Source organism: Epilithonimonas sp. (assembly GCF_056329745.1).
In genome coordinates this window covers 48,519-73,666 of sequence record NZ_JBWEYV010000002.1, presented here as the reverse complement: position 1 = coordinate 73,666, position 25,148 = coordinate 48,519, and the positions used below count along the sequence as shown (strand labels likewise).

Genomic DNA, 25,148 nt, shown 5'->3' with positions numbered 1-25,148 from the left:
AAAATAGTGTGTTATTTGAAGTTAAATTTAACAGTGAACATAAACTGACTAGGTCGGATATTATAAATATTACGAGTAATCGAGTTGTTGTTGGTATTCACAGAAACAGTTTCGTAAACCTTTTTGTTGCCAATATTCAACCAGCGGAATTCGAAATCTATTTTTCTCTTTACCCAAGTGTATTGATAAGATACGTCATAGAAAGAGTTTCTGTAGCTTTCGCTGGCCAAAGTTGTGGTAACATCGTCCCAGTTAAACCCAAATGTATGGTTTTCTGATGGGTAGATGTAAGTGGCAAGGTTGTGATTCCATCCGCCGTTTTTGTTTATACGGTTATAGTAGCTGTCTTTACTTTTTCTCCAGTTCATAGAGAGATTGTAATCTACACTCAGCCAACTGAAGAAAGTATTGTTAAACTTAAGTCCCAAAGCCTGAGATTCATTTTTAGTGGCAAAAAAGTCGTCATTCACTTTGCTGTAATTTGTGCTATTACTATTGTTAAAACTTACAGAGAAATTAGTTTTGAATTTTGGAAAATATTTACCAATCTCTGCACGCTCTCCGGAGGATTTAGAAGTGTTGTCTAGCTCTTCTATATTAATAGTTGTATTTCCTGTGTTTGGATCAATAATCTGATGAGAGATGAGGTTGGATGTATTGTTGCCTAGCCTGTAACTTACATTGAAGAACAAATTGTTAAGTGGATTTCTGTATTCCAGTCTTGTGCTCGCATTTCTGGATACGTTATTGGGGATTGGGCTGTTTTTCAATTGAATGAATGAAGGGTTGGTAAGGATATTCCCCTCGTAAACGTCACCAAAACTACCAAAGCTGTTGTTAATATTACCAAAAGCCCATAGTTTAAAAAACGAGGCAAAGTCATAGCTCGCAAACAAGTTGGGTTCAAAACGTGTTTTGCTGATAGTTTTCCCTGTACCTCTCAGGTTATCATTATAATCAATGGCATAAAAATTAACAGGCAATGTAACGTTTAGGCTCAGATTTTGGGATTTATAATTAAGTCCCACTTGCGTATAAGGTTGTACCACATTCCATTCCATATTATTTTGATAATTGTTCCCCAGTGATGTCATATTGTTGCCATTAATGCCACTCAGATTAGACTTCATAGAATTAAAATTAACATTGATACCTGCTTCTGGTGTAACAGTCCATTTTCTGTAAGAGAATCCTACGGAAGCAGAGTGTGAAGTGTTAACACTTCTAATGGACATATATTGCTGCAAAGCATTATAAAGGCTGGTGTTATTGCCTAGTGAATAAGATGCAGGCGTAGAGAAAAGGGTTTGTTTGTCATTTTGTACGCTGATGTAACTCATCACATTAAACAATTTATCTTTCCACGGCAAAATGGTACTTAGTGAGTTCGTAAAATTGAATGTTGGGGCATTCAGGTTTTCTGCTGCATTAACCGATGTTAAGGAGTTATACACATTGGCATTGTTGTCATTCCACATACCTGTCCAGGTGGTAACGTTTTTGAAAAACCCTTTCTTAGCATTTTTTGTAAAGATGAGTTCTCCCTTGGCTTTGTTGGAGTAGAAGTTGTTCAGCATAGTTCTTATCACGCTGGTTCCGCTGGCGAATGTTTGATTGCTGTACGATTCTCTTTCTATGGCATTGTTGGTGTAGTTAGCATTCGCTTTCAGTTCCCACTCCTTGTTTTTGAAAGGGCTTGTTAAAAGGTTGGCCGAGAAAAAATGAACATTATTTAGCAGATACCTTTTTTCTGGAACATCTGGTGTACCTGCGGTTTCCACATTCACCCAACTGTTTTGCGAAGCCTGCGTTCTTCTGCCTTCCCATCGGTTCCCGAATGCTAAAAGATTGCCTTCGTTTTCTACACTTTCACCGTTGTTATTGGCTTTGTAGTTCACTACCCACTGGTTTTTTTTGCTAAAAAACATGGGAGTCAATTTAACATTCCAAAGCAATGGGCTGAAACCCGCACCTATCTCGCCACGGCCAGTCATCGTAACCGATTTTTTCAGTTTAATATTAATGGCAGCTTGCTGAGAAGGTACTTTATCCCTCAATATACTTACAGGTTGGTGGTTTTCCAAAACTTGAACTTTGGAAACCGCGTCTTTTGGTAACGAATTGTTTATGGTTCCGTATCCGCCTTCCATCAGGTCTTTACCTTCTACATAAAATTTATTGATGGCCTCGCCCTGATAAAGAACAGTCCCATCTTTGTTTACCTCTATCCCTGGGATCTTTTTAAGAACATCAGCAAGCGTTCTGTCATTTTTATTTTCAAAGGACTTGAGGTCATAGGCAATTGTGTCGCCTTTTTTGGTAATTAGTTTTGTCTTTAGCCGTACTTCTTGGATTTCTGTTGCTTCAGAACTCATTGTGAAGTTTTGCTTTTGATCTTCGTTCTTTATAGATTGTGATATAGGTTTTTGATTAAAAGCTTTAATCTTTAAGTTCAAATTGCTCTCAGCAGAGGAAAAACTCACCTTGTATTCTCCCTTTGTATTGGAAATGGCATAAGCCAAAATTGAGTTTTTACCAGGCTCTTCTATAGTCACGCTGGCGCTAGGGAGGGCTTTTCCATCAGAATCTGTTATTGTACCACTAATGGTCTTCTGGGCGAGTGCAGTCACAGAAAAAATCAAGATAAACAACAGAGGTAAAAGTTTTTTCATAGTTATTAAACGTTATTTTTAAATTTGAAATTATAATTCTTATTAAGCCAATTCTTCTACAATTTTCAGTGGTAAAATCATATCACTAAATTGTTAGTAAAACATTTTGACATTTTGTTACAACTAATGTAAATTGGAGTGAAAACATTGGCAATAGTTAAACTGTTCTTTGTCATGTTTCATGTGGTTCGGAAATTATAAAAAGAATAGAGGATAAATCATTTCATTTTTAATTATACTTTTAAAATGCTGATTTTAAGTTTGTTGAATGATTTTAGTTGAATTAATCCAAGGTTAGTCTGCTATTAAAATAATAGATATCGCGAAGCTTATTTATAATTAATATAAATAATAATATTGTTTTTTATGAATGTGAATTCAAAAATTAATAAATTTGTAGCTTAATATTACATTAACATGGGAGTTATTCTAAAACCTATAGACATTGTAGATGATATCAGCAAAGAAGAATTCTTTGAAAAATACCTAAAACCACGCAAACCTGTGGTTATAAAAAATATGGCCAGAAAATGGCCGGCTTATCAAAAGTGGACCATGGATTACCTTAAAGAGGTTGTGGGTGAGGTAACCGTTCCTCTATATGACAGCTCTAAGGCAGACCCTGCAGCACCAATCAATGCACCTACTGCGGAAATGAAATTTGCCGATTATATTGATCTAATACAACGGGAGCCTACCGATCTGCGTATCTTCTTTTTTGATCCTATCAAGCATGCTCCCAAAATTCTTAAAGATTATATTTCACCTACCAGCCTTATGGGTGGTTTTCTGGATAAATATCCAAGTATGTTTTTTGGTGGCAAAGGCTCTGTGACTTTTCTTCATTATGATATAGATATGGCTCATATTTTCCATACGCATTTCAATGGCCGCAAGCATATTCTTTTGTTTGATTATAAATGGAAAGATAGACTTTACCAAATCCCGTATGCGACTTATGCCTTGGAAGATTATGATATAGAAAATCCAGATTTTACCAAATTTCCTGCGCTGGACGGGGTGGAAGGCATCGAGTGTTTTCTAGAGCATGGTGATACGCTGTTTATGCCAACAGGCTGGTGGCACTGGATGAAGTACCTTGACGGTAGTTTCTCGATCTCCCTGCGCGCTTGGGACAAAAGCTGGGCTGTGAAAGCACACTCTTTGTGGAACCTTGCCGTGCAAAGAAACTTCGATAATTTTATGAAGAAGAATTTCAAAGCCAGATACATGAACTGGAAAGAGAAAAAAGCCATAGAAAGAGCCAATTATGCCCTCAAGAGAGGTTTGCCAAAATAATTTTTTCCTAAGACTTAATTAACAAAAAGCAGCTCACAATGAGCTGCTTTTTATTTTATAGTAAATTCAGTAATTCTTCGATTGTGTCCAAGCCTCTGTTTTTGGCGTAGTATGTCTGTAATTCTACATAGAATTTTTCTTTTGGGAAATTATCAGGATCTGCTTTTTGTTTGTCCAAAAGTTCTTTACCATGCTGCGGCCGCGGTCCCCAATGCGCTACTTCCTTAAAATTATCATCCAAAAAAAGGACGATTGGGATAGATTTGCCACCATTGGTCAGATAGCTGTCAATCAAGGATGGTTCCTGATCCCTGTAAGTAATTCTTACTTCATATTGCTCAAAAAACTTTACAACAACTGGTATTACTTGACTTGCGTCACCACACCAAGGTTCAGAAATAATCAAGATTTTTCCTTCGAATTTCTTTTTTGCCAATCTTTCGACCTGGTCAGCATTTGGGATATATTTTTCCCACATCCTGTTCATTCTCTGTATTCCGAGTCTGTAATACTCTGCAAAATCAGCTTCCTGTGTGTTCTTAGGGTTTCCGAGTCTTTCCCCTGCATCACTCAGATATTCGGTATAAGACACGGCGTTGTCCCAATATGATTTTATATCCATTATATTTATTTTGAGTTATTAAAGTACATTTCCCATAATACATAGGTATTAGGACAATATTCACTTAATTTATTATTAATTAGATTGGTAATGTATTTTTTATAATCTTTATGCTCATCGTAAGACTCATCAAAATGTTTTTCATAATACCAAAATAGAGATTTTGGATTCGATAGGTCTAGTTGGAAACGTCCCTTTTTGCAGTAAGGATTGTCGATTTCTCCCTTATAATATTTATAATTCTTATTTTTAGAAAAGTAGATGTTAGATAACATTTTTGAATCAGGATAATTGGCTTTGTTGATTCCAATATTTGATTCGTCAAATTTCACATGCTTTTCATTTAGTACAATTGCGCCATTTGTTGCCTTGATAAATTTTTGTGCATTGATTTTAAATCCGAAAGCAACATTTAAATCATCCGATAATTTGATTTTACTGTTTCTCAATTTTTCTAAGATCCAATTGAGTGAATTTGTTATCAATTGAAAATACGAATCTTTATCTCGGTGTTTTTGAGTGCTATATTGCATTGCAAATGGTATAGTATCAATAAGTAAAAATCCCTTTTCAGCTAAATTTTTATAATATAATTCTATATCAGTTGGTTTTTTTATGTTGTGAAAAAATGTATTCCAAATGATAGTGTTGAATTTTTGGTCTATATCATTATAAAAATATTTTGGAACCAAAGTTTCGCTGTATGGTGGAGCTTCACATAAAAGAATATATCTAATTTCAGAATTTTCAAAATATTCAAGATTTCTAAGCCAGCTTTCTTCTGTATTCTTATAAATAAATTTTAATCTATTAAGTTTTTGCAAAACTTCTTCTTTGCCAAATAGTTTTTCTAGTAAATGTAGATTATCATCAAATACCTTGAAATCTGCCACAATTTATATTTTTCTGGTTTTATTAATAAGGTACATATCCGCTAGGACAAATGCAGCTAGGCTTTCTACAATAGGTACGGCTCTTGGGACCACGCACGGGTCATGTCTGCCTTTGCCTTCTACAACAACAGTTTCACCATCTTTATCAATGCTTTCTTGCGGACGGAGAATTGTCGCAACAGGCTTGAATGCTACTCGAAAATAAATATCCATCCCATTGGAAATGCCACCCTGAATGCCTCCGGAAAGGTTGGATTGTGTAGTTCCATCTTGGTTAAAAAGATCGTTGTGATCCTTCCCGGTCATTTTTGCGCCGCAGAATCCACTGCCATATTCAAAACCTTTGCAGGCGTTGATGTTTAGCATGGCTTTTCCCAGCTCCGCATGTAGTTTGTTAAAAATCGGCTCACCCAATCCTACGGGCACATTCCTTATAACACAGGTTACCGTGCCTCCAATCGTATTTCCTTCTTTTTTGATCTCTTTGATTCTATCGATCATTTTATCGGCAGTTTCCTGATCCGGACAACGGACAATATTGCTTTCAGTTTTAGAAAAGTCGAGATCTTGGTAGGGCTTCTCACAAAATATCTCCCCGACCGATGATACATAAGCACTAATTTCTATCTCTGGAAGAAGCTGTTTGGCCAATGCACCAGCTACAACCCAGTTTAACGTTTCGCGGGCAGAAGATTTTCCACCACCTCGGTAGTCACGGATCCCAAATTTCTGGTCGTAAGTATAATCGGCGTGGCTCGGGCGATAAGCTTGGGCAATATGATCGTAATCTTTGGAGCGTTGATTTTCATTTTCCACGATAAAACCAATAGGTGTTCCTGTTGTTTTGCCGTCAAAAATCCCTGAAAGAAATCTCACAGTGTCGCTTTCTTTTCTCTGGGTGACTATTGAGGATTGTCCTGGTTTTCTGCGGTCCAGTTCCAACTGAACTTTTTCCAGATCTATGGGGAGACCTGCCGGAAAATTAGTAATAACGCCGCCATAAGCTTCGCCATGGCTCTCTCCAAAAGAAGATAGCGTGAGAAAGTTTCCTAAAACATTGTACATAAAAAGAAATTTGAGATTAGAAATTAGGTTTTTTGAAATCATTTTATTGTAACCTGATTTCTTAATACTTACAAATTTATGGATTTTAATGTCTACCGCACTCTAAAATATGGATTCTAATATTTATTTTTACACGATGGATGTTTATAAAACAGTTCTTATACTCGGCGCAAATTCTGATGTGGCTAAAGAGTGCCTTAAGCTTTATATAAAAAAGGGATATTATGTGATTGCTGCCTCCAGAAATCTGACGTCTCTGAAAAAGTTTGTAGAGGACAATCGTCTTGATAAATCCAAAATTGTAATGACATATTTTGATGCGAATGATTTTGCATCTCATCAGAACTTCTATAATACTTTATCTGCGAAGCCCAACATTGTGGTATATGCCGCAGGTTTCCTGGTAGAAAATCAAACAGCATTGCATGATTTTGACGCCAGTTTTAAAATGATGAAAACCAACTATATTGGCGCGGTTTCTATCCTTAATATTATTGCAGCAGACCAATCTAATCGCAGCCTTGAGAGGATTATTGGATTATCATCACTTTCCGGTGTTCGGGGGCGCAAATCAAATTTTGTTTATGGAAGTACTAAATCTGCTTTTACACAATACTTGGCTGGATTAAGACAAGAATTATATCCAAGAAAAATTACTGTTAATGTATTGGTTATTGGCTATATCAACACCAAAATTAATGCAGGGTTAGACCTTAATAAACATCTAATTATGCAACCAGATTATGTTGCGAAATTTATTGTGAATGCCGGAAACTCATTTACCATTGTTCCCAACTTGAAATGGAAAATTATCTATTGGATTCTTAAACTGTCGCCGGAATTTTTTGTTGCGAAACTGCCCTAATAAAAAAGCGAGAAAATATTTTCTCGCTTTTAATTTATGATTTTAAATCTAATTTCAATTCCAGTTCCGTTAGTTGCTCCTGATGAATTGGCGCTGGTGCGTCAATCATCACATCTCTTCCCGAATTATTTTTAGGAAATGCAATATAATCTCTGATGACTTCGTTTCCGTCAAGAATAGCCACCAGTCTGTCAAATCCAAAAGCTAAACCACCATGCGGCGGCGCTCCGTATTTAAAAGCATTCATCAGGAATCCAAACTGTGCTTCTGCATCTTCTTTGGTAAAACCAAGCAGATCAAACATTTTAGATTGCAGGTTTTTATCAAAAATACGGATAGATCCACCACCAATTTCGTTTCCGTTAAGAACCAAATCATAAGCATTAGCTCGGGCTTTTCCCGGATCGGTTTCCAGTAAACTAAAGTCTTCGGTTTTCGGCGAAGTGAATGGGTGGTGCATTGCGTGGTACCTGCCACTTTCCTCGTCCCATTCCAATAATGGGAAATCCACAACCCAAAGTGGTGCAAATTCATTACCTTTTCTAAGTCCAAGACGATTTCCTAATTCCATTCTCAAAGCAGAAAGTTGAGGTCTTATTTTATCAGCATTTCCAGACATTACAAATATCAGGTCTCCGGCTTTTGCGCCAAATTTCTCAGCAATTTTCTTAAGATCTTCTTCAGAATAAAATTTATTTACGGATGAAGTGATCATACCATCATTTTGGAATTTGATCCAAACCATTCCTGTGGCACCGATTTGCGGACGTTTTACCCAGTCGATCAATTCATCGATTTGTTTTCTTGTATAATCTGCAATGCCTTTAACATTGATCCCAACAACCAGTTCTGCCTCATCAAATATTTTGAAATCTTTTCCTTTGACCAAGTCATTCAGTTCCACGAATTCCATCCCGAAACGGATGTCCGGCTTGTCGTTTCCATATTTTTGCATGGCATCGGCAAAGGTCATTCTTGGGAAGTCACCAAATTCTTTTCCGGTGATGTCTTTAAGAAGTGATTTTGTCATGCCTTCGAAAACATTCATAATATCTTCCTGCTCTACAAAAGACATTTCGCAATCGATTTGGGTAAATTCCGGCTGTCTGTCGGCACGCAAATCCTCATCACGGAAACATTTCACAATCTGGAAATACCGATCCATTCCGCCAATCATCAAAAGTTGCTTAAACGTTTGCGGCGATTGTGGTAAGGCATAAAACTGACCCGGATTCATCCTGCTTGGCACCACAAAATCCCTTGCACCTTCGGGAGTAGATTTAATCAAAACAGGCGTTTCCACTTCTATGAAACCCTCGTTTGATAAGTAGTTCCTCACTTTTTGCGCCATCTTGTGGCGGAAGATCAGTTTGTCTTTTACGGGATTTCTGCGGATGTCCAGATAACGGTATTTCATTCTTAGTTCCTCGCCGCCGTCGGTTTCATCTTCGATGGTGAAAGGTGGCAGTTGAGATTCGTTGAGGATGCTTAATTTTTCTACCAAGATTTCGATTTCCCCTGTTGGTATTTTTGGATTTTTGGAAGCCCGTTCTATAACAGTACCTTCTGCCTGAACCACAAATTCGCGGCCTAGTTTTTTAGCAGATTCCAAGAGTTCTTTCGAAGTCCTTTCTTCGTCTAAAACCAACTGTGTAATGCCGTAGCGGTCTCGCAAATCAATCCAAATTACAAAACCTTTGTCCCGGATGGTTTGCACCCAGCCGGAAAGTGTTACTTTTTGATTTAGATTAGCCAGCGTCAGTTCGCCGTTTGTGTGTGTACGGAACATTTTTCTAGATGTTAGTTGTTAGACTTTAGAGATTAGATTTTTAGGATCTAATTTGAGACAGCAAAGATAAGATTTTGTGAGGAATAATGTTATCTTAACCTGTAAGGTTTTTTGATTGTGAAAGCGAGAAAGTGGCGCAGCGCGTAAGGGATGGTAGTGGTTATCCTTTTGTTTTTTCTGCATACGGAGTTTCGGAAACCGAAAAGTTACAAAAACAAAAGATAAGAACGGACAGCCCGACCCGAGTTGCTGCCCTTCGAGAGCCTCAGGATGACAAGCGTTGGCGAGGGATACGCCCAAATCTTGTAGGGTTAAAAATATTTTGTAAATTCGTATTAATCAAATACTTAATTATTATGGGAAAAGGTGACCAAAAATCAACCAAAGGAAAAAGGGTACGCGGAAGCTACGGCAAAACAAGACCCAGAAAATCGTCTAAACCTGTAGCCATCGTAGAAAAACCAGCGAAACCTGCCGCAGAGCCAAAAGCCAAGGTAACCAAGCCAAAAGCGGAAAAACCTAGCGTAACCGAAGAGAAACCCAAAGTAAAACGCACAAAAAAAGCCGAAGAATAATCTTCGGCTTTGCTATTTGTATTTGATTTATTTTCCAAAAATGCTTCCCAAAAGGCCACCAATGCCGCCCTGTTGCTGAGATTGCTGTTGATTGCTGCCACTGCCGAGAACACTGCCTATGATGTCGCCCAAGCCACCGCCGGATTGTTGTGCGCCACCAAGTACACTCCCAAGAATGTTGCTCAATGGATTGTCTGAAGCCTGTGCCTGTTGAGAGGAGCTGCCCAAGATGCCGCCTAAAAGATCTCCCAATCCGCCACCTGAGGTAACATTGTTTGCCTGCTTCTGCTGACCGATGTAGCCCATGATGACAGGAGCTAAAGTGGCGAGGATTGGACCAATTTTATCCATAGAGATGCCTGTGTTTGCGGATAGTTGGTTTTCTACATTGGTTTTGTTGCTGCCAAAAATATGATCCAAGATAGAATTGCCTTCCTGCTCTCTGTTGAGTGCCTGCGAAGGGTCATTCAGGATGCTGCCGTTGTGGTCTTTGTCCAGTGCGGCGTTAAGCTTTTCTGCTTCGTCTGCGTTTTCTGATTTCTTTTTCAGGTAACTGATCACCAGTGGCGCCGCTACAACCAGCAAAGCGATAATCTGATTTTTGCTGATCCCGAATTTGTTTTCTGCCTGCTCAGCCACCTGATTTCCGCTGCTGCCAGTGATTAGGTCTAATAAACTCATAATTTATGTTTTAAATTAATATCAAATATGGAAAAAATTGTTAATACCTAAGAATAAAATTTTCTATTTTTTTATAATTTTCTGATTTCTTCTAAAGGTTGATGTTTTTTTCTCAATTTTATAAATTCGGTAGACTGGTTTTTCAAAACATCAACTTTGTCATTGGATTGTACGTTATCCAAAGTAAATTCTATACAGCCAATATTATTATTAAGCCAAGGTAGCATATAATATCGCAATCCATCTTTATACAGTTTTTCCTGATGGAATTTTTTCCCGGAAGGAGTGGATAAAATAATGTAAAAACTCAAAATATAGAATAATGGAGTAAATAGCGGTATAAATCTTAATTTTTTGAGGTTGTATTTTAAGCTTAAAGCCTTGATGCCGGCTGCTATAAATAAAGTAATTATTAAATAGGAGGAGATAAAAAATACATAATTATCTGTTACAGCATAAAAAGTTGCAAATCCAAATGTGAAAAGAGCCGCAATAAAAAGAAACAGGGACTTGTTATTTTCATTTTTATACAGATAAATAATACCGCTGATAGAGGCAATGATGAAAAAATTAAAATTATAGATCAAATAAGCTATAGATTTTAATACATCAATCAGTAATTGGGAGAAGCTTTGTTTGAAAGTATCCTGAACCCAATTTCCTTTATTGGATAAAAAAGTATATTTTAAATCTATGTTATTCAAATGATTTACAAAAAATAACAAAGAAATAATAGTCAAAAAACACCCCAATGACAATAGGATTTTTTGATAATGTGTTTTAAGAAGATAAAGCAAAAATATATACGCAGGAATGAGCATAATATTCTGGATGTGAACCCAAAAACTCACAGACAAAAAAATACCAGACAAAATAATATGCAAAAAAGAAGGACTTCTAATTGCCCTGACAGAAGTAATCAAAAAAAGAATGATAAAGAGAGCATTAAAGGTATAAACCTCAACAGTCTCGGCACTCCGCCAGAATGTAAAACTTAACCCAAAAACAAATGATCCTGTTATTGCAATCCAATTTTCTTTGATAAATTCTTTAACAAAAATATATACCAAACTCACTGTTAACGCTCCGGGTATAACGGACATAAGACGCATGACAACAACACTATCAATATTCAAATATTTTGAAAAAAATACGGCAGTATTAATGTATAAAAAATGTGAAAGAGGAGTGGCAGAGAGGATAAAATCGCGCTTTTCAACTTCCAAAACAAAGCCGATACAGTCACCAAAAGAAATTTTTGAAAAACTGCCAATATAATAAACTAAAAAAAAGATAAGAAAGATGAAAAAAGCAATCGTTTTTTTATTCACAAAATTAATTTTTAAAAATTGGCACATTACTACAAGCCTCACCAAACATCAGGGATTTTACCAGTGGTTTTAGCTGCTCCACAAGTTCCACATAAGCATTGTTGGGGATCAGTTCATCGCTGCAACCTTTTACCAGAACACGTTTGTCGCGCATCTCAGAAAAATCAAAAGTCTGTATCGCGTTATGCATCAGTAGAATTTCGAGATCCTCGCGGTTGCCGAATACCACCTTTTTTGCCACGTCGGTAATCTGCGCTGTAATGAGGAAATAGGCCCAAAGTGGGATAATGACATCTTCTGAGCAATAGATATAGACGTAGGCACCTTCGTAAAGTGTAACGTCCAGATTTTTGATTTTTTCCCGAAAATCTTTTTCCTTTAAAATCATGCCTTGCCACAAAAAATCTTTGATATCAATTCCCACCCGTTTTCCTTTGGGAACCAAGTCGGAAATGTCAAAATTAATTAATCCGCTGCTGGCAACTTTATTTACAATCTCTTCCATTTAATAATTTTTTTTTAGGAGCTGATTCCCGCTATCCGCTCTATCTTTTTTGCTCGGCAAGGCCTCTCGCAAAAAAGGATGCCGCTGCTGTCGGGGCTAAGGGTTTGGCAGGACGTTATATTTAATGAACAACATAACTTTCCCCATCCCAATCAACCAAAATGACTTATTTTTGTTCAAAGTTAATCTTTTCGGGAAGAATACTTAATTTTAAAATTCTATTACGTCATCTCTAAATATCAAAAATACAGCATTGAAATATTACATTATAGCAGGCGAAGCTTCCGGAGACTTGCACGCATCCAACCTGATGAAAGCTATCAAACAAAAAGACCAAGCAGCAGAATTCCGCTTTTGGGGTGGTGACCTGATGCAGAACCAGGGTGGGACACTGGTAAAACATTACCGGGATTTGGCGTTTATGGGTTTTTTGGAAGTTGTACAAAATCTGAAAACGATTCTTGGCAATATCAAATTTTGTAAAAATGATATCCGGGAACATAAGCCAGATGTTTTAATTTTGGTAGATTATCCGGGCTTCAACCTGAGGATTGCAAAATTTGCCAAAGAATTGGGAATCAAAGTGGTTTATTACATATCGCCGCAGCTCTGGGCATGGAAAGAAGGCCGTGTGGAGACCATCAAAAAATATGTGGATGAGATGCTGGTAATTCTCCCTTTTGAAGAAAATTTTTACAAAAAACATCAGGTAGCAGCGCATTTCGTAGGGCATCCTTTGTTGGATGCGATAGAAGGTTTGCCACCGATTGACATTCAGGAATTCAAAAAAGAGAATCAGCTGAATAATAAAGACATTATTGCGCTGTTGCCTGGTTCCAGAAAGCAAGAAGTTTCTAAAATGTTGGAAACAATGTTGTCTGTAAGGGATCAATTTCAGGATTATCAGTTTGTGATTGCCGGAGCGCCAAGCCTTGCTAAGGATTTTTACGAACAGTTTGTGGATGCTGACGTGCATTTTGTTTCCAACAGGACTTATGACTTGTTGAGGTGTTCCAGAGCGGCGTTAGTCACTTCGGGGACGGCCACTTTGGAAACCGCTTTGCTGAATATTCCGGAAGTGGTTTGCTACAAAGGCAGCAGAATTTCTTACGAAATCGGGAAAAGATTGATCAAGAATATCAAATATATTTCGTTGGTCAACTTAATTATGGATAAAGAAGTTGTAACAGAGCTCATCCAGCATGATCTGACTACGCAAAACCTGGTGGCAGAACTACAAAAAGTCCTTAATGGACCGAAGCGGCAAGAAATCTTGAAACAATACGACATCTTAAGAAAAAAACTTGGTGGAAGTGGTGCCAGCCAACATGCCGCTGATATTATTACCAAACTGTGATTATGACAATAAAACAGCAATTAGCAAGGATAGAAGCTCTTCTTCCCAACATTGGAATATCGGACGAAAATATTTCCAAAGCTTCTATCGGATGGCATCTGGAGCATTCACTTCTGATCCTCAACAGCAGCCTGAAAGGTTTAACCATGACCAATCCATCGGATTACAATCCAAAATTCAGTATTAAGAAATTTATTTTTCTAGGATTTGGGATCATTCCCCGCGGTAAAATTAAAGCACCTAAACAGTTTGTTCCGTTGGAACAGACCACCGAGGAAACGGTTAAAAAGCTTTTGGATTCGGCAAAAGAACGATTGAAAGCCGTGAGTAGTTTGCCAGGAAAAGCCTACATCACGCATCCTTTTCTAGGAGATTTTGATAAAAAAACAACTTTGAAATTTCTGAAAATCCATACCAATCATCACCTGAAAATTGTTGATGATATTCTTAAGAAAAAGTAATGGAATTTTTATTACTTTTATAACTAATTAACTGATAATGAACTTTTATCTGATGAAGTGAGATTTTGATAAGTGGTAGTTTGAGGTTGTATTATCGGGTTCTGAACGCTGTGACTCATTATATAACCATGATTGCTATGAAAAAACAGCCCCTTTTAATATTGCTGCTCTGTTTCATTACAGGAATTTTGGCGCAAGAGTACTTCGTAATGAATCAGAAGGTCATCTTTCTGCTTGTTATCGTTTCGGGGATCTCGCTTTTTTCTATACTGATTAAGAGTGGTTTTTTGCAAAAGATCAAATATTGCTTATTAGGTTTTTTCTTTTTTTCTGTTGGATTGTTCACGCATTTTCAGAATTCTCAACAATCCAAACTTCCGGTTCTTAAAGAAAAAGAAACCATCGTTTTTCAGCTCGATAAAAAACTCAATTCTAATGAGAAAAACAGGAAATATTATGTTGAGGTTCTGGATGTTCCAAGATTAAAAAAGAGTGAAAATTTCCCGGTTAAAACAGTCATCAGCATTCCGAAAAATGTTGAAGCTTTAGATTTTCAGCATTATTATAAAGCCGAAGTATACATTCATCAGCCATATAAGACAAACAACGATTTCCAATTTGATTATAAAAAATACCTTGCGAGACAGGATGTTTATTTTCAGGCTTACCTCCCAAACAATCTCCTGAAAACCGAAAAAGAGTCTGTCTCTTTTGAAGATCAAATTAAACAAAAGCGTTTGGATATCTTGAATGAAATCAATTATTCTGCGCTGTCTCCAAAGATTCAGGAATTTCTGAAAGGTATTATTTTGGCGGACAGAACAGAGATGGACGCCGAAACGGTAAGAGATTTTAACCAAACCGGGCTGGTGCATCTTTTAGCTATCTCCGGCTCGCACATGGTGATTATTTTTTGGATAACACTTTTTATTTTCAATCGGATAATTCCATTTAAGTTTAGAAAGCTTTCGCTTGTGCTAAGTGTTTTGTTGATATGGGCTTTTGCCGTTTTCATCGAATACGGCAGTTCTGTAATGCGGAGTTGCCTGATGATCACGTGTTATTATATGATGGTTTTGCTACAACGAAAGTCAGACCTGCTGCATTCTTTGGCATTGTCTGCTTTTATCCTTTTGATTGCAGATTCTAATCAACTGTTTGATGTAGGTTTTCAATTGAGTTATGCGGCAGTTTTAGGAATTTGGTGGTTAATGAAACCGATTAAAAATCTATTTGGAAAACCGAAATCAAAGGTAGAAAAATTCTTTTACGACATTACTGCGATGACTTTTGCAGCACAACTAGCGACTCTACCGATTTCTATATATTACTTTCATCAGTTCTCTTTGGTGTCCATTATTGCTAATCTAGTAATTATTCCGCTGTCAGAACTAATCATTATTTCTTCTTTGTTAGTCGTTGTTTTGATTGCTTTTGGATTTAGTAATATTCCGTTTTTATATCAGGAGTTTGATGTTGTTGTGACATTTATTTTAAAATTAATCCACTGGTTTTCCAGTTTTGGATCATTGATGACAAGAAATATTCCGCTTAATCTATCTGAAGTTCTGGTCTTATTGATTGTTATTTACTATATCGGATTTGTGTTACGAAACCGTTTTAGTCTTAAAAGTTGGTTGAGTTTAGGTTTTTCTTTTCTGTTTTTTATATTGGTTAAAATTGGGGGCGATATTCACAGTTACAACAAAAAAGAAATGCTGATAACCCCATTTTATAAAGAAAAAGTCATTAGTGTGAAAGATAGAGATCAAGTAACTTTTTGGATCAAAGATTCGAAGAATCAAAGTAAGATTATGGATTTTGTTATTAATCCTTATTTGGTCTCCAGAAGGATTAATCGGTATGATGTCCGATACATTCCCAATGATGCACAATCTTTTATTGCGGATGGAACTGTATATTCTTTAAAATGAAGTTTAAACGTAAAAAACGCCTTCTGATCATTCAAAAGGCGTCTTGGTTTTTATTTAACTAATGGTGCCACTTTATCACCAAATAATTCGATAGAGTTCATCATCACATCATGTGCAGGATCGCCCACATCCATATGTCCTATGAATCTTGTTAAGCCAAACATTTCTTTTACATCATTAATCTTTTCAGCTACTTCCTCTGCATTTCCTATGAATAATGCGCCGTCTTTGCTGCGTCCGCCGTCGTACTGTTCCTTTGTATAAGGTGCCCAGCCTCGGCTTCTCCCAATCCTATCCATCTGAGATTTATAAGTGAAAAAATAGTCATCAATTACTTTTGGATTATCACTTACAAAGGTGTGCGAGTGCACGGCAATCTGCATTTTGTCTTCATCGTGGCCAGCGCGCAGGTATTCCTGTTTGTAAAACTCTATCAGGTTTTTGAACTGTTTTGGCATACCGCCAATAATCGCTACAATGAGTGGCAAGCCGAGCTTAGCTGCTCTCAGTACAGATTCTGGGGTTCCGCCAACGGCAATCCAAATGGGTAATTTCCCATCGTTATAAGCCCTTGGGTAGACGGTTTGATTTTCCATAGGCCTGCGGAGTATTCCACTCCAACTTACATTTTCTTCGTTATTGATTTTCAAAAGTAAATCAAGCTTCTCTTCAAAAAGTTGGTTATAATCCGATAAGTCGTATCCATATAGAGGAAAAGACTCAATAAAACTTCCTCTTCCTACAAAAATCTCGGCTCTGCCTTTTGAAATCAAATCGATGGTAGAAAAATCTTCGTAGACTTTTACTGGTTCTGCCGAGCTAAGGACTGTTACGCCACTTGCTAATTTTATATTGCTGGTAATGCTGGCGGCAGCGGCCAACAATATCTCCGGCGAAGAAACCGCATAATCTGCACGGTGGTGTTCCCCCATTGCAAAAACATCCAGACCTATCTGATCCATTAGTTTTACCTGCTCTAGGATTTCGTTTAGTTTTACGCTGGCGTCTCTATATTTCCCGGTTTTTGTGTCCAGAGCTATGTCTCCAAACATCCCTATTCCTAATTCCATAATTGTCTCATTTTTATAGATGTAAAATTAAGTCAGAAGGAATTCTCCTGCATTGATCTAAGATAATTTCGGTAAGTCAAATCGCTTTGATTCTTTTTAACAGGATAATAGGATTAAGGTTTTTTCTGATTAAGTTTGTAATAAATACTTTTTACCAACCCGTCTGCTACAGAGATTTTTGGAACGTAGATATGTTTGATCTCCGCCCATGTCATCACATTATTAAAGATTTGCAGAGCCGGAACCAGCACATCGGCGCGGTCTTCGCGCATCTGGTAAAGTTGCATGCGCTCTTGTACAGTAAGCTGTTGCATCTCCTTCAGGTATTTTTTGATTACAGTTACCGGCATGGGCTTTCCATCTTTAGTCTTGCTAAGGGAAAATATTTTGTTGATATTGCCTCCGGAGCCAATGGCAACCACAGGTTTTTTACTTTTTATTTTATCCTTGATTTCAGCTTTCATCTCCTCCCATGCTTTATCGGGAACCAGCCCATTTAGGATTCTGATCGTTCCTATATTGAAGGAGTGCTCATACTTCATTTTGTTGTTTTCGTAGAAAGTCAGTTCTGTAGAGCCGCCACCAACATCCACATAGAGATAGGCGAAATCTTTGTCCAGGCCTTCTGCTACATGGTTTTCATAGATAAGAGTCGCTTCTTCGTCACCGGTAATAATTTCTATATTAATGTCGGCTGTGCTTTTGACAATATCGATAATTTCCTGACCATTTTTGGCATCGCGCATCGCGCTGGTGGCGCAGGCACGGTAATGATCTACTTTATAAACCTCCATCAATTGCCGGAAAATCTTCATAGAGTTGATTACCATTTCCTTTCTTTCCGCCCCAATTTCGCCATTGCTGAAGACGTCTATCCCCAGCCGGAGTGGGATTCTCAGGAGGTTAAGCTTGGTGAATTCAGCTTTGCCATTATTGGTTTTTACTTCATTTATAAGCAATCTTGCAGCATTACTTCCTATATCTATTGCAGCGATTATCATGTTTTGAGGTCTAATTAAAGAATAAAATTAGTGTAAATTTCTAATATTTTTGATTTTTAAGATAATGATAAGTGCTTATTTGGGATCGTATTTTTTCCAGATCGTTGGTATGTACGTATTCATTTCGCATATTTTTATCCAAGATTCTGGCTTTTACGTTATCCTTAAGCTGTATTTCCAGCATGGCTTTCAGTTCTTTTTTCAGGTTCTTTTGCAAAACGGGTACAGCGGCTTCAATCCGGTAGTCCAGGTTTCTGGTCATCCAGTCGGCAGAGGAGATATACATATTTTCGGCACCTTTGTTATAGAAATACATGACACGGGCATGTTCAAGATATTCATCAACGATACTGATAGCGTAGATTTTTTTCTTAAACTCTTTCTGGTTAATGGCACAATAGATCCCGCGGACAATCATTTTGATATCTACGCCAGCTTCCGCAGCTTCGTAAAGTTTGATAATAAGCGATTTATCACTTAAAGAATTAACTTTTATAATCATCTCGGCACGTCTTCCTGCCTTGGCCTCGTCAATCTCACGATCGATATGTGCCATTATTTTTTCGCGCATAAACTGAGGGCAGACCATCAGGCTTTTACAACTTTTCAAAATGGGCAGAGGATCCATTTTGGGTTTATTAAGTGCGTTGAAGACTTTATTAATATCTGCCATTATTGCACGGTTGGATGTCATTAGCAGATGATCGCCATAGATTTTGGCCGTTTTTTCATTAAAGTTCCCGGTGCTTACAAAACCAAACTGCACCGTTTTATTATTTACCCTTTTTTTGATGACGCACAACTTGGCATGTACTTTTTTATTAGGGATTCCAAGGAGAACTTTTACGCCTTCCAGCTCCAGTTTATCTTTCCATTCCAGATTATTTTCTTCATCAAATCTTGCCCGCAGTTCCAGCATTACCGTTACATCTTTGCCATTCCGTACAGCATTTATCAGGGCATTCACAATCTTGGAGCTTGATGCCAGCCTGTAAGCGGTGATTTGTATAGATTTCACATCAGGATCCATGGCAGATTCCCGCAAGAGGTCAATTACAGAATCATAGGAGTGATACGGAAACGTCAGTAAAACATCTTTCTTGATAATGACATCGGTAACCCGTTGTTTATTTGCAAATTCCGGATGGATAAAGGAAGTCCTTTCCACAGGTTTTTGATAAGCCTTGAAAACATCCGGAAAATCCATAAAATGCCTAAAGTTGTGAATTTTTTGGCCCGGGATAATGCTGTCTTTTTTGGTAAGGTTCAGTTTTTTGATCAGGAACTCTAGCAGGGCTTTATCTATTTCTTTATCAAAGACAAACCGGGTTGGCTTCCCTTTTCTGCGGCTTTTGATGCCTTTTTCGATCTTATCTGCAAGTGTTGTTTTGATGTCATTATCCAGGTCAAACTCAGCATCCTTGGTTACTTTGAAACAATGCGCCATGAACTCGTCATAACCAAAATAGGAAAAAATATGTGGCAGATTATAGATGATAACATCTTCCAGCAGCATGACATCCTTTTGCGCAGGATCTTCTGTTGGAAGCAGGACAAATCTTCCATTTGCTGTTACCGGGACTTCGATTATGGCATATTGACTTTCGTATTGCCATTCTTTCCTCCTCATGGCAACACCAATGAAAAGGCTTTTTTCTCTAAGGTATGGCAAAGGTTTGTTGTCATGCAGCAGGATCGGGATTACGTTGCTTTCCACCTCTTCATCAAAATATTGAACTACAAATTCTTTCTGCTGATCTGTCAGGTGCCTGTAATCCTTAATAAAAACCTGCTCTTTGGCCATCTCGCGCTGCACTTCTTTCCACGTCCTGTCAAAGTCTTCCTGTTGTAGGATTACCAGCTTGTTGATTTTCTGAAGTATTTTGGAAGGAGCATCATAAAAAGATTCGGCAAGAACTTTTTGTTTAAAGTCCATGGCGCGTTTAAGTCCAGCCACCCTCACGCGGAAAAACTCATCCAGATTGTTGGAAAAAATCCCTAAAAAACGGATTCTGAGATGGATAGGGACGGTTTTGTCCATAGCTTCCTGAAGTACCCGGGCATTGAAGCCTAGCCAGGTAATATCGCGAGGATTAAATTCGTGCGGCATTGCTGATATTTTGTTGTTCTCAAAATTAATAAAAATCATTGTAAAATAATGTGTGCGGAAATTACAATCTTCTTTTATCACGCGATGTTTCGGGAACTTCAACTAAATTTTAATAATTAAATAAATGACAATTTGTCACAGTTTCTGTCGTGGTACAGATATTGAAAATAGGAGGATATAACAATTAAGAATAACAAAAAATAACATATAATATGAGTAAAATTATTGGAATCGACTTAGGAACAACCAACTCTTGTGTTGCCGTAATGGAGGGTAAAGACCCTGTTGTTATCCCTAATGCAGAAGGTAAAAGAACAACGCCTTCTATTGTAGCCTTTACACAAGATGGTGAAAGAAAAGTTGGTGATCCTGCAAAAAGACAGGCTGTAACCAACCCAACTAATACGGTATATTCTATCAAAAGATTTATTGGTACACATTTTAAAGATGATGCTAATGAAGTGAGTAGGGTGCCTTACAAAGTAGTTGCTGGACCTAATGATACTGTAAAAGTTAAAATTGAAGACAGAGAATATACACCACAAGAGATCTCAGCAATGATCCTTCAGAAAATGAAAAAAACAGCTGAAGATTATCTAGGACAGGAAGTAACAAGAGCGGTAATTACTGTTCCGGCTTACTTTAACGATGCTCAAAGACAAGCGACCAAAGAAGCTGGTGAAATTGCAGGTCTTAAAGTGGAAAGAATTATCAATGAGCCTACCGCAGCAGCTTTAGCTTATGGTTTGGATAAAAATCATAAAGATCAAAAAATTGCTGTTTATGACCTTGGTGGTGGTACTTTCGATATCTCAATCCTGGATTTGGGAGATGGCGTTTTCGAAGTATTGTCAACTAACGGAGATACGCACCTTGGTGGTGATGACTTTGATGATGTCATTATCAACTGGTTGGCGGATGAGTTCAAAGCTCAAGAAGGAGTTGACCTTAAATCTGATGCTATCGCATTACAAAGATTGAAAGAAGCTGCTGAAAAAGCAAAAATCGAGTTGTCTTCTTCTCCTCAGACAGAGATCAACTTGCCATATATCACGGCTACAGCTACAGGGCCAAAGCACTTGGTGGTAACGCTTACAAAGGCTAAATTCGAGCAATTGTCTGCAGATCTTGTAAAAAGATCTATGGATCCTGTGAAAAAAGCATTGTCTGATGCCGGTTTGTCTACATCTGATATTGATGAAGTGATCTTGGTAGGTGGTTCTACAAGAATCCCGATTATTCAGGAAGAAGTTGAAAAATTCTTCGGTAAAAAACCATCAAAAGGCGTTAACCCGGATGAGGTAGTTGCCGTAGGTGCTGCAATCCAAGGTGGTGTATTGACAGGTGATGTAAAAGATGTTCTTTTGTTAGACGTAACACCACTTTCTCTTGGTATCGAGACAATGGGTTCTGTTTTCACTAAGTTGATTGAAGCTAACACAACAATTCCTACCAAAAAGTCTGAAACATTCTCTACAGCATCTGACAACCAGCCAGCTGTGAGCATCAGAGTAGGACAGGGGGAAAGACCAATGTTCAACGATAACAAAGAGATTGGTAAATTTGATTTGACAGATATTCCGCCAGCTCCAAGAGGTGTTCCTCAGATCGAAGTAACTTTCGATATTGATGCCAACGGTATCTTGAGCGTTTCTGCAAAAGATAAAGGAACAGGTAAAGAGCAGTCTATCAAAATCCAGGCTTCATCTGGCCTTTCTGAAGAAGAAATCGAAAGAATGAAAAAAGAAGCTCAGGAAAATTCTGCTGCCGATGCTAAGAAAAAAGAAGAAGTTGAAATCTTCAATAAAGCGGATGGATTAATCTTCCAGACTGAAAAACAGTTGAAAGAATTTGGCGATAAATTATCAGCTGATAAAAAAGCGGCAATTGAATCTGCCCATACAGCGTTGAAAGCTGCTTACGAAGCTAAAAATGCGGATGACATCAAAGCAAAAACCGAAGCTTTGGACGCTGCATGGATGGCAGCTTCAGAAGAAATGTATGCTGCAGGACAAGGCGCTCAGGGAAACCCAAGTGCTGATGCCAATGCAGGCAATGCAACCGGAGCAGATGATGTTCAGGATGCAGATTTTGAAGAAGTCAAATAAGTAGCAATTAACATCGATTAACATCGATTGAAATAAATTAGCAAATCGCTGTAAATGTAATGTTTACAGCGATTTTTTTTGTTTTTGTATTTTTTATTAATAGTTGATTTTAATCGATTTTTGTTGTAATTTTGTATCTCATTTGTACCGCATCTTAATTACGGACAATGTGGTTCTTATTGTGTCTTAAATGTGCTAATGCATATTTTTAAATTTAAAAAAGTTGAATTATGGGCTTCAGTAATCTTAAAATACCTAAACTTTGTGAATTTTGCCAGAAGCCATTTGAAGCAAAAACAGTTGCCACCAGATTTTGTAGTAAGTATTGCTCGGAAAAATTGGGGAAAAGGCAAAAACAATTGGCAAAAGAAATCGAAGCAAAAAAAACACTGTTAGAAAACTCAGTTTCTAAAATTGCTGAATTGCAAACACGACCTTATATATCTGTGAGTGAAGCGGAAATGCTTTTTGGGATTTCAAAAAACACGATTCATAGATTAATTAAAAGTAAAAAAATACCTGCCATCAATTTGGGCGAGCGACTCACTCGTGTAAGCAAAATTGATATAGAACAAATGTTTACAGCAGTTGAAATAACAGCTAAGTCAGAGGAAATTACTGAGAAACCCAATTTTGAAGTTGGTAATTGTTATACAATTTCTGAAATTAGTTCAAAATTCTACGCTGATCCAGGAACTGTTACAAGCCTAATTAAAAGAAACAAAATTCCGACAAAGAAAGTTGGGAGTTTCGTTTATGTCCCTAAAAATCTAATTGATAAAATTTTTGAAGGAAGATGAAAGAATTATTGAAAACTAAAGTTACAGTAAGACTGCGAAAAGCCGAGTTCCGAAAAGAATGGTTTATTTATTTGGAAAGTTATCCTGTAATGGTTCCCGGAAAAGATGGCGCTCAAAGGATTCGGGAATACTTGAACCGAAGCGTAACGACAGTAGATTTTGATAAGAAGAGACCTGCAAGAACAACGCAAGAATCCGTTTCATTTAAACCTAAAAGGGATGACAATGGTATTATCGTTTGCAAAAGCGAAAATGATCGGGAGACAATGCTCTACGCAGATTCTCTGCGAAAATTACGTCAAAAAGAATATGATAATATAGAACTCTACAGCGAGCTTGAAGCAATAAAGGCTGAAGAAAAAGAAAAATCTCAGGAGGATTTTGTCAGATATTTTGATTTGCTAGTCACTAAGAGGCATAAAAACAGTTCTGAATCTATACAAATAAATTGGTATCGCTCCATTAAATTTCTCCAAGATTTTGGAGGTCAAAAAATTATGTTTTCACAGATCAATACAAAATTCTGTGATAAATTTAAATCATATCTTCTGACTGCAAAAAGTGGAAATAATAAGGAAAATACTATCTCTCAGAATACCGCTTCAACTTATTTTTCTGTTTTCAAAGCCGCATTGAAAGAAGCATTTATTGATGGTTACTTTACCTCTGACATTTCTGCAAAAATAAAAGCGATTCCGCACGAGGAATCTAGACGAGAATATTTAACACTTGATGAACTTAATACTTTAGTTGAAACGCCTTGCGAACTTGATGTTTTAAAACGAGCAGCGCTATTTTCGGCATTGACAGGTTTGCGACATTCCGATATTCAAAAATTGACGTGGAATGAAATCAATATTGAAAACGATCAAGCCAGAATAAATTTTACTCAAAAAAAGACAAAAGGCGTAGAATATATGCCGATTTCTAAACAAGCATTACAACTTTGTGGTGAAGCAGGTCTTCCAACTGATTTGGTTTTTAAAGATTTAACGAACCCAGCTTGGATTTCTCGACCACTTAAAAAATGGATTGAAAGTGCAGGAATTACCAAAAAAATAACTTTTCACAATTTCAGACATACTTTTGCAACGCTGCAACTTTCCAGCGGAACTGATATTTATACAGTAAGTAAAATGCTCGGTCATACGAACGTAAAAACTACACAAGTTTACGCAAAAGTGGTTGATGAAAAGAAAAATGTTGCGGCAGAAGCCATTCAGTTAAATACACTCTCAAAGATTAAAAAATGAAACATAATTACCAAGATATAATTATTCAGAATGTTTCTGTTGTCATTGGGAGCGCAATTACAGGTTTAGTAATAAGATTTGTGATGCTTGAAAAAGGCGCAGATCAATTTACTGCAAATAGTATATTTTGGATTGTCATACTTATAGGATTGGTGTTTTACACAAGTTTAGTTTTATTAGGTGTTTCATTATTTGAATTATACAAGCAATTAAGAAATAAGAAAAATTCAAAAAAACTTAATAATTATACTGAGGCTAATGAAAAAGTTGTTCAGATAGACAATACGGCGAAGATTAACTCATCTGAAAATGTAGAGATTTTGGTTGAAAATAATATCGATACAAATGCAATCCGTACATTTCAACATCAGAAAAAAGTTCAACAAGAAAACGAAAAATTACAAATCGCCCTTCACTACACAAGAAATCATTTTGCCTTGTACGTTTCGGATGAAGATTTGGGTTTGCTTTGCAATACTGTTATTTCTTACTCGAAGAAGGAAGAAATTTCAAATTCAAAATTGATAGAAACAGCTGGACTTTCTAATCTAGACCTCTATCATTTCGGATGGAATATTTGGAATCATTTTAGACCAATAAAACAGGAAGAAATTTCAAAATTATTAAAAACTGTTTTTGTTTCGCTTGATGATATTGATTTAGATAGTATCAAATCACATTTGAAAGATGAACCTAAAAAAGGTATTATCACAATTCAAGAAAACTTGGCAGACTAACAAAAGACATAAAAAATTAC

General features: G+C 37.1%; 21 protein-coding genes and 1 pseudogene. 10 read left to right on the top strand and 12 right to left on the bottom strand.

Annotated elements, in window-relative coordinates:
- Nucleotides 1-11: 11 nt before the first annotated feature.
- A complete protein-coding gene (locus AC00Y6_RS02180) occupies nucleotides 12-2,672 on the bottom strand; it encodes a hypothetical protein (RefSeq protein WP_474488975.1) in 2,661 nt (886 codons plus the stop codon).
- A 417-nt stretch (nucleotides 2,673-3,089) separates the two neighbouring features.
- Between AC00Y6_RS02180 and AC00Y6_RS02175 the strand changes: the two genes are divergently transcribed.
- Nucleotides 3,090-3,971 carry a cupin-like domain-containing protein gene (locus tag AC00Y6_RS02175; protein ID WP_474488974.1) on the top strand — a complete coding sequence of 294 codons (882 nt, stop codon included), beginning with the start codon at nucleotides 3,090-3,092 and terminating at the stop codon, nucleotides 3,969-3,971.
- Nucleotides 3,972-4,026: 55 nt separating this feature from the next.
- Here AC00Y6_RS02175 and AC00Y6_RS02170 read toward each other — a convergent pair whose 3' ends face one another.
- Genes AC00Y6_RS02170 through aroC form a run of 3 tightly spaced genes read right to left on the bottom strand, consistent with a single transcriptional unit; the run spans nucleotide 4,027 to nucleotide 6,551 of the window.
- On the bottom strand, nucleotides 4,027-4,593 hold the full coding sequence (locus AC00Y6_RS02170; RefSeq protein ID WP_474488973.1) for a thioredoxin family protein: 567 nt from the start codon (nucleotides 4,591-4,593) through the stop codon (nucleotides 4,027-4,029).
- A gap of 5 nt (nucleotides 4,594-4,598) precedes the next feature.
- Nucleotides 4,599-5,486: a hypothetical protein gene (locus AC00Y6_RS02165; RefSeq protein WP_474488972.1), complete on the bottom strand. Its 888-nt coding sequence runs from the start codon at nucleotides 5,484-5,486 to the stop codon at nucleotides 4,599-4,601.
- 3 nt (nucleotides 5,487-5,489) lie between these two features.
- Entirely contained in the window at nucleotides 5,490-6,551 is a 1,062-nt protein-coding gene (gene aroC / locus AC00Y6_RS02160; RefSeq protein ID WP_474488971.1) for a chorismate synthase, read from the bottom strand.
- Between the two features lie 109 nt (nucleotides 6,552-6,660).
- Here aroC and AC00Y6_RS02155 point away from each other — a divergent pair, with 109 nt between their 5' ends.
- Nucleotides 6,661-7,416: an SDR family NAD(P)-dependent oxidoreductase gene (locus AC00Y6_RS02155; RefSeq protein WP_474488970.1), complete on the top strand. Its 756-nt coding sequence runs from the start codon at nucleotides 6,661-6,663 to the stop codon at nucleotides 7,414-7,416.
- 34 nt (nucleotides 7,417-7,450) lie between these two features.
- Here AC00Y6_RS02155 and aspS read toward each other — a convergent pair whose 3' ends face one another.
- Nucleotides 7,451-9,205: an aspartate--tRNA ligase gene (gene aspS, locus AC00Y6_RS02150; RefSeq protein WP_474488969.1), complete on the bottom strand. Its 1,755-nt coding sequence runs from the start codon at nucleotides 9,203-9,205 to the stop codon at nucleotides 7,451-7,453.
- A 131-nt stretch (nucleotides 9,206-9,336) separates the two neighbouring features.
- On the opposite strand from aspS, the gene AC00Y6_RS02145 reads away from it, so the two are divergent.
- Nucleotides 9,337-9,780 (top strand): 30S ribosomal protein THX, encoded by a 444-nt coding sequence (locus AC00Y6_RS02145; RefSeq protein WP_474488968.1) that lies wholly within the window; start codon nucleotides 9,337-9,339, stop codon nucleotides 9,778-9,780.
- 27 nt (nucleotides 9,781-9,807) lie between these two features.
- On the opposite strand, the gene AC00Y6_RS02140 is transcribed toward AC00Y6_RS02145, so the two are convergent.
- The 4 genes and pseudogenes from AC00Y6_RS02140 to AC00Y6_RS02125 all read right to left on the bottom strand — a co-directional run bounded on the left by AC00Y6_RS02140 (nucleotide 9,808) and on the right by AC00Y6_RS02125 (nucleotide 12,297).
- Nucleotides 9,808-10,461 carry a DUF937 domain-containing protein gene (locus tag AC00Y6_RS02140; RefSeq protein WP_474488967.1) on the bottom strand — a complete coding sequence of 218 codons (654 nt, stop codon included), beginning with the start codon at nucleotides 10,459-10,461 and terminating at the stop codon, nucleotides 9,808-9,810.
- 71 nt (nucleotides 10,462-10,532) lie between these two features.
- Nucleotides 10,533-11,048 carry a hypothetical protein gene (locus tag AC00Y6_RS02135; RefSeq protein WP_476589234.1) on the bottom strand — a complete coding sequence of 172 codons (516 nt, stop codon included), beginning with the start codon at nucleotides 11,046-11,048 and terminating at the stop codon, nucleotides 10,533-10,535.
- Between the two features lie 201 nt (nucleotides 11,049-11,249).
- A pseudogene (locus AC00Y6_RS02130) lies at nucleotides 11,250-11,819 on the bottom strand (protein O-mannosyl-transferase family); the annotation flags it as partial.
- The gene (locus AC00Y6_RS02125; protein ID WP_474488966.1) at nucleotides 11,797-12,297 is read right to left on the bottom strand and encodes a DUF2480 family protein; all 501 of its coding nucleotides are present in this window, start codon (nucleotides 12,295-12,297) and stop codon (nucleotides 11,797-11,799) included. The pseudogene AC00Y6_RS02130 and the gene AC00Y6_RS02125, both read right to left, overlap by 23 nt.
- 253 nt (nucleotides 12,298-12,550) lie before the next feature.
- On the opposite strand from AC00Y6_RS02125, the gene lpxB reads away from it, so the two are divergent.
- From lpxB to AC00Y6_RS02110, 3 genes are all read left to right on the top strand, one after another.
- On the top strand, nucleotides 12,551-13,654 hold the full coding sequence (gene lpxB / locus AC00Y6_RS02120; protein ID WP_474488965.1) for a lipid-A-disaccharide synthase: 1,104 nt from the start codon (nucleotides 12,551-12,553) through the stop codon (nucleotides 13,652-13,654).
- Nucleotides 13,655-13,656: 2 nt separating this feature from the next.
- The gene (locus AC00Y6_RS02115) at nucleotides 13,657-14,115 is read left to right on the top strand and encodes a DUF1569 domain-containing protein (protein ID WP_474488964.1); all 459 of its coding nucleotides are present in this window, start codon (nucleotides 13,657-13,659) and stop codon (nucleotides 14,113-14,115) included.
- 137 nt (nucleotides 14,116-14,252) lie between these two features.
- Nucleotides 14,253-16,049: a ComEC/Rec2 family competence protein gene (locus tag AC00Y6_RS02110; RefSeq protein WP_474488963.1), complete on the top strand. Its 1,797-nt coding sequence runs from the start codon at nucleotides 14,253-14,255 to the stop codon at nucleotides 16,047-16,049.
- A 50-nt stretch (nucleotides 16,050-16,099) separates the two neighbouring features.
- Here AC00Y6_RS02110 and AC00Y6_RS02105 read toward each other — a convergent pair whose 3' ends face one another.
- The 3 genes from AC00Y6_RS02105 to ppk1 form a co-directional block, all read right to left on the bottom strand.
- Entirely contained in the window at nucleotides 16,100-17,119 is a 1,020-nt protein-coding gene (locus AC00Y6_RS02105; RefSeq protein ID WP_474488962.1) for an LLM class flavin-dependent oxidoreductase, read from the bottom strand.
- Nucleotides 17,120-17,232: 113 nt separating this feature from the next.
- Entirely contained in the window at nucleotides 17,233-18,120 is an 888-nt protein-coding gene (locus tag AC00Y6_RS02100; RefSeq protein ID WP_474488961.1) for a Ppx/GppA phosphatase family protein, read from the bottom strand.
- Between the two features lie 40 nt (nucleotides 18,121-18,160).
- Entirely contained in the window at nucleotides 18,161-20,230 is a 2,070-nt protein-coding gene (gene ppk1 / locus AC00Y6_RS02095; protein ID WP_474488960.1) for a polyphosphate kinase 1, read from the bottom strand.
- A gap of 212 nt (nucleotides 20,231-20,442) precedes the next feature.
- Here ppk1 and dnaK point away from each other — a divergent pair, with 212 nt between their 5' ends.
- From dnaK to AC00Y6_RS02075, 4 genes are all read left to right on the top strand, one after another.
- On the top strand, nucleotides 20,443-22,338 hold the full coding sequence (dnaK, locus tag AC00Y6_RS02090; protein ID WP_474488959.1) for a molecular chaperone DnaK: 1,896 nt from the start codon (nucleotides 20,443-20,445) through the stop codon (nucleotides 22,336-22,338).
- 230 nt (nucleotides 22,339-22,568) lie between these two features.
- Nucleotides 22,569-23,138, top strand: a complete 570-nt coding sequence (locus AC00Y6_RS02085) for a helix-turn-helix transcriptional regulator (protein ID WP_474488958.1) — start codon at nucleotides 22,569-22,571, stop codon at nucleotides 23,136-23,138.
- A gap of 89 nt (nucleotides 23,139-23,227) precedes the next feature.
- A complete protein-coding gene (locus AC00Y6_RS02080) occupies nucleotides 23,228-24,391 on the top strand; it encodes a tyrosine-type recombinase/integrase (RefSeq protein ID WP_474488957.1) in 1,164 nt (387 codons plus the stop codon).
- A complete protein-coding gene (locus tag AC00Y6_RS02075) occupies nucleotides 24,388-25,128 on the top strand; it encodes a hypothetical protein (protein ID WP_474488956.1) in 741 nt (246 codons plus the stop codon). The genes AC00Y6_RS02080 and AC00Y6_RS02075 overlap by 4 nt, the downstream gene beginning before the upstream one ends.
- Nucleotides 25,129-25,148: the final 20 nt, after the last annotated feature.

What these genes read in the sequence shown, in the direction of transcription:
- AC00Y6_RS02105 (WP_474488962.1), bottom strand. Translation starts at nt 17,119, where the DNA reads ATGGAATTAGGAATAGGGATGTTTGGAGACATAGCTCTGGACACAAAA.
- AC00Y6_RS02140 (WP_474488967.1), bottom strand. Translation starts at nt 10,461, where the DNA reads ATGAGTTTATTAGACCTAATCACTGGCAGCAGCGGAAATCAGGTGGCT.
- AC00Y6_RS02175 (WP_474488974.1), top strand. Translation starts at nt 3,090, where the DNA reads ATGGGAGTTATTCTAAAACCTATAGACATTGTAGATGATATCAGCAAA.
- AC00Y6_RS02085 (WP_474488958.1), top strand. Translation starts at nt 22,569, where the DNA reads ATGGGCTTCAGTAATCTTAAAATACCTAAACTTTGTGAATTTTGCCAG.
- AC00Y6_RS02180 (WP_474488975.1), bottom strand. Translation starts at nt 2,672, where the DNA reads ATGAAAAAACTTTTACCTCTGTTGTTTATCTTGATTTTTTCTGTGACT.
- AC00Y6_RS02075 (WP_474488956.1), top strand. Translation starts at nt 24,388, where the DNA reads ATGAAACATAATTACCAAGATATAATTATTCAGAATGTTTCTGTTGTC.
- ppk1 (WP_474488960.1), bottom strand. Translation starts at nt 20,230, where the DNA reads ATGCCGCACGAATTTAATCCTCGCGATATTACCTGGCTAGGCTTCAAT.
- AC00Y6_RS02100 (WP_474488961.1), bottom strand. Translation starts at nt 18,120, where the DNA reads ATGATAATCGCTGCAATAGATATAGGAAGTAATGCTGCAAGATTGCTT.
- AC00Y6_RS02115 (WP_474488964.1), top strand. Translation starts at nt 13,657, where the DNA reads ATGACAATAAAACAGCAATTAGCAAGGATAGAAGCTCTTCTTCCCAAC.
- aspS (WP_474488969.1), bottom strand. Translation starts at nt 9,205, where the DNA reads ATGTTCCGTACACACACAAACGGCGAACTGACGCTGGCTAATCTAAAT.
- AC00Y6_RS02155 (WP_474488970.1), top strand. Translation starts at nt 6,661, where the DNA reads ATGGATTCTAATATTTATTTTTACACGATGGATGTTTATAAAACAGTT.
- AC00Y6_RS02125 (WP_474488966.1), bottom strand. Translation starts at nt 12,297, where the DNA reads ATGGAAGAGATTGTAAATAAAGTTGCCAGCAGCGGATTAATTAATTTT.
- dnaK (WP_474488959.1), top strand. Translation starts at nt 20,443, where the DNA reads ATGAGTAAAATTATTGGAATCGACTTAGGAACAACCAACTCTTGTGTT.
- aroC (WP_474488971.1), bottom strand. Translation starts at nt 6,551, where the DNA reads ATGTACAATGTTTTAGGAAACTTTCTCACGCTATCTTCTTTTGGAGAG.
- AC00Y6_RS02170 (WP_474488973.1), bottom strand. Translation starts at nt 4,593, where the DNA reads ATGGATATAAAATCATATTGGGACAACGCCGTGTCTTATACCGAATAT.
- AC00Y6_RS02110 (WP_474488963.1), top strand. Translation starts at nt 14,253, where the DNA reads ATGAAAAAACAGCCCCTTTTAATATTGCTGCTCTGTTTCATTACAGGA.
- AC00Y6_RS02080 (WP_474488957.1), top strand. Translation starts at nt 23,228, where the DNA reads ATGGTTCCCGGAAAAGATGGCGCTCAAAGGATTCGGGAATACTTGAAC.